The 4187-nt window shown below is 65.0% G+C and carries 5 protein-coding genes; all 5 read right to left on the bottom strand.

Annotated features, from left to right (window positions below; translation table 11 throughout):
- On the bottom strand, window positions 1-199 hold a 199-nt coding region (locus Q0627_RS21255), incomplete at its 3' end, for a hypothetical protein (protein ID WP_298812683.1).
- A gap of 50 nt (window positions 200-249) precedes the next feature.
- Window positions 250-1023 (bottom strand): ABC transporter ATP-binding protein, encoded by a 774-nt coding sequence (locus tag Q0627_RS21250; RefSeq protein WP_291014637.1) that lies wholly within the window; start codon window positions 1021-1023, stop codon window positions 250-252.
- On the bottom strand, window positions 1007-1975 hold the full coding sequence (locus tag Q0627_RS21245; RefSeq protein WP_298812686.1) for an ABC transporter ATP-binding protein: 969 nt from the start codon (window positions 1973-1975) through the stop codon (window positions 1007-1009). The genes Q0627_RS21250 and Q0627_RS21245 overlap by 17 nt, the downstream gene beginning before the upstream one ends.
- A 77-nt stretch (window positions 1976-2052) precedes the next feature.
- On the bottom strand, window positions 2053-3285 hold the full coding sequence (locus Q0627_RS21240; RefSeq protein ID WP_291014635.1) for a branched-chain amino acid ABC transporter permease: 1233 nt from the start codon (window positions 3283-3285) through the stop codon (window positions 2053-2055).
- On the bottom strand, window positions 3282-4187 hold a 906-nt coding region (locus Q0627_RS21235), incomplete at its 5' end, for a branched-chain amino acid ABC transporter permease (RefSeq protein ID WP_298812679.1). The genes Q0627_RS21235 and Q0627_RS21240, both read right to left, overlap by 4 nt.

The raw sequence follows: 4187 nt of genomic DNA, 5'->3' as shown, positions 1-4187 counted from the left end.
GCAGCAGGTTGATGAGCATCGAGGTGAAGCCGTACACCGCGTTGGTGGTCTGCCCGGTGGCCGTCTTGAAGTTCTCGGCGGGCAGCGCGAAAAAGGCACGGTAGGCCAGCGAATGCCCGTCGAGCAGCATCAGAACCGGCTTTCCCGACGCTGTGCGGGCTGACGTACTCGAGGCTGCGGCACTCTTGGCGGGACTCACCCGGACCAGTCTAGGACACGTCCCGATGCGTCCTGGACCGGCGCGACGACCTACGCGACGCCCAGATACGCCTCCCGAACCGCGTCGTCGTGCAGCAACGCTCTGCCCGGTCCTTCCTTGGTGATGGACCCGGTCTCCAGAATGTAGCCGCGGGTGGACCGGCTCAGCGCCTGCTGCGCGTTCTGCTCGACGAGCAGGATCGTGGTGCCGTCGGCGTTGATCTTCGCGATGATCTCGAAGATCTGCCGAATCACCATGGGCGCCAACCCCATCGACGGTTCGTCGAGCAGCAGCAGGTTGGGCCGGGCCATCAGCGCGCGACCGATGGCCAGCATCTGCTGCTCACCGCCCGACATCGTGCCACCGAATTGCTTCTTGCGTTCACCGAGCCTCGGGAACAGTCCGAACACTTCCTCCAGCGCCGAATCATATTCCGCCTTGGACTCGAATTTCCTTCCATAGCAACCCATGTCAAGGTTCTCCAGCACTGTCATACCGGGGAAGATCCGGCGCCCCTCGGGCACCTGGATGATCCCGCGAGCTACCCGCTCGTGCGGTTTGAGCGTGGTGATGTCCTCGCCGTTGAACCGGATCGATCCCCCGGTGAGTTTGTTGAGCCCCGAGATACCGCGCATCGTGGTCGATTTTCCCGCGCCGTTGGCGCCGAGCAGGGTGACCAGTTCACCGGCCTGTACGCTCAGCGAGATCCCGTGCAGCGCTTTGATTCTCCCGTAATGGATCACCACATCGGTCAGTTCCAGCACCGGAGTACCCGGAGCGGGTCCGCCAGCAGTCACGGGACCGTTCTCAGGCGATTTCGTCATCGGGCACTCCCAGGTATGCGGCGATCACCGCCGGGTTGTCTCGGACTTCGCGTGGCGCACCGTCGGCGATCTTACGGCCGAACTCGAGCACGACGATCCGGTCGGTCACGCCCATCACCAGTCGCATGTCGTGCTCGATGAGCAGCACCGTGTAGCCGTCGTCGCGGATCTTCTTGATCAGCCCCATCAGCGCGGTCTTCTCGCTCGGATTGAAGCCCGCGGCGGGCTCGTCCAGGCACAACAGCTTCGGTTCGGTGGCCAGTGCACGGGCGATCTCCAAACGGCGCTGATCACCATAGGGCAGGTTGGAGGCCTTCTCGGTGGCGCGAGCGGCGATCCCGACGAACTCGAGCAACGCCATGCCGCGTTCGACGGCGTCACGCTCCTCGCGGTAGTGCCTCGGCGTGCGGAACGTGGCTCCCCACACCGAGGTCTTGTGCAGGGCGTCGGTGCCCACACGCGCGTTCTCCAGCGCGGTCATCTCGCCCCACAGCCGCACGTTCTGGAACGTACGCGCGATGCCTTTGCGGGTGATCTTGTGCCGCTTGAGCTTGCCCAGTGGCTCACCATCGAAGGTCACCGTGCCACGGGTGGGGGTGTAGACACCGGTGATGGCGTTGAAACAGGTGGTCTTACCCGCCCCGTTCGGACCGATCAGGCCGAGGATCTCGCCGCGCCGGATATCGAACGACACATCGCTCAGCGCCGCGAGCCCGCCGAACTCGACGGTCAGGTCACGTACCTGCAGCAAGGTGTCGCCCTCGGCGGTGGCGATGTCGCGTTGCGGTGCGACGGCTTCGGCAACCAACTCGGGATCGGCGAGCGTCGGGTCGACCGCCGCCGGGTCGACGACCGTCGTGGCTTCCGGGTCGGCGAGGACGCGCGCGATCTGTTCGGTCGGCGCCTCGGTGATCCGGGGGATTCGCTGTGTCGCGCCGTCGGCAACCGACATGGTTTCCGGAGTTTGCCAGACAGCCTTGCCGAGGTTGGGCCGGGGTTCGGGGCCCGGATCGCCGGGAGGGCGGTGTGTCACGGCGTGACCTCCTTCTGTCCTGATGGTGAACCGGGTTCGCGTCTGACCGCATCACCGACCCGGTGCGCGGCCGCGTAGACCTGTCTGCCGAAAGTGATCAGCCGGGCGCGAGCCGGGAACAGACCCTGCGGCCGGAAGATCATCAGCGTGACCAGCGCCAGACCGAAGAACAGGTACTTGAAGTCGCCGAGCGACTGCCCGCCCACCTCGATGCCCTGCACCCGCGCCGGCACGTACACGATGATGAACGCGCCGACGATAACGCCGAGCTTGTTTCCCTGACCGCCGATGACCACCGCACACAGGAACAGCATCGAGTTGATGACCGTGAACGCCTTGGGGTCGACGTACTGCACCTGACCGGCGTACACCGCGCCCGACAGCCCGCCGATGCCGGCACCGATGACAAACGCCCACAGCTTGTACTTGAACGTGGGTACGCCCATGATCTCGGCGGCGTCCTCGTCCTCACGGATGGCGATCCAGGACCGGCCGACGCGACTGCGTTCGAGGTTGCCGACGAACAGCAGCACGATGACCACCAGCAACAGTGCCAGCCAGTACCACCAGATACCGGAGTTGAGGGTGTGGTTGTTCTGCACCGAGAACACGCCGTCGGGGTTGTCGGCGCTGCTACCGAGTTCGGGGAACAGCACCCCCTGCAGACCTGCGGGGCCGTTGGTGACCTCTTTGAGGTTGTCGGCCAGCAGGCGGACGATCTCACCGAAACCGAGGGTCACGATCGCCAGATAGTCGCCGCGCACCCGCAGCGTCGGGGTTCCGAGGATCACGCCGGTGATGCCGGTGATCACGATGGCGAGCGGAATACACGCCATCCATGCCCACGGCCCGGAGAAGATGCCGTGGTCGGCGCTGTCCCAGATCGGGCTGGCGGGGCTGGTCAGCAGTGCCACCACGTAGGCGCCGACCGCGTAGAAGCCGACGTATCCGAGGTCGAGCAGGCCTGCCTGCCCGACCACCACGTTCAGGCCGATCGCGATGAGCGCCACCATGGCGAACTGTGCCATCGTGGTGCCGAAATTGGTTGCGGTGGTGGCGATCAGTGGCGGATCAAAGACCGGGAGCAGCGCCAGCGCGCCGAACGCCAGTACGCCGATACCCCATTGGGCCGGTCGCGACTGTCGTTCCCACCAGGTGCGGAGCGCGTCGCCCACACCGCGCCGCGGTGGCTGCGCGGCGGCCGGAACAGCAGGGTCTGGAGTCGTCATACGCGTGCCTTCCCGAGTTTCTCACCGAGGATGCCCGTCGGCCGGAACATCAGCACCAGGATCAGCAGCGCGAAGGCCACCACGTCCTTCCACTGATTGCCGAACACAACCGATCCGTAATTCTCCATCACTCCGAGTAGCAGTCCGCCGATCAGAGCGCCGCGGACATTGCCGATGCCGCCGAGCACGGCCGCACAGAACGCCTTGATGCCGAGGATGAATCCGCCGTAGTACACGACGTTAGAGGGCACGTGCAGCGTGTAGAGCAGGGCGGCGGCGCCCGCGAGCAGGCCGCCGATCAGGAACGTCAGCATGATGGTGCGTTCCCGCGAGACACCCATCAACAGGGCGGCCTCGGGATCTTGTGCCACCGAACGAATTCCGCGTCCCAGCTTGGTCTTGTTGATCAGGAAGTCGACGCCGACGGCGAGCCCGACGGCGGAGAACACGATGATCAGGATGACGTTGGTGACCGATGCGCCGAAGAAGCTGAACTGTTCGGTCGGTTCGACCAGTTTGATCGCCGGCTGCGGACTCGACCCACCCAGGCGCGGGTCCGTCGGCACCTTCGGCAGGACGTAGTGGACGAACTCCTGCAGGACGAACGACATACCGATCGCGGTGATGAGGAACGCGAGCGGTTTGGCATTACGTTTTCGCAGCGGCCGGTACGCGATAAACTCCAGACCCACCGCGGTGGTGCCCGACACGGCCATACCTATCAGGCCCGCCAACACCAGGTACGTGATGGTCATGAGGGTGCCCTCGCTCCACACATCGCCCTGCGGCCGGAAACCGAGCAGCATCAGGCCGAGGTACTGGCCGAACATGCCGATCATGAACACTTCCGAATGTGCGAAGTTGATCAGCCTGAGCACGCCGTAGACGAGCGTGTAGCCCAC

This window comes from uncultured Gordonia sp., assembly GCF_937858515.1.
Lineage (GTDB): Bacteria > Actinomycetota > Actinomycetes > Mycobacteriales > Mycobacteriaceae > Gordonia.
The sequence above is the reverse complement of the archived record's forward strand: the minus strand, read 5'-3'. Positions and strand labels throughout refer to the sequence as shown.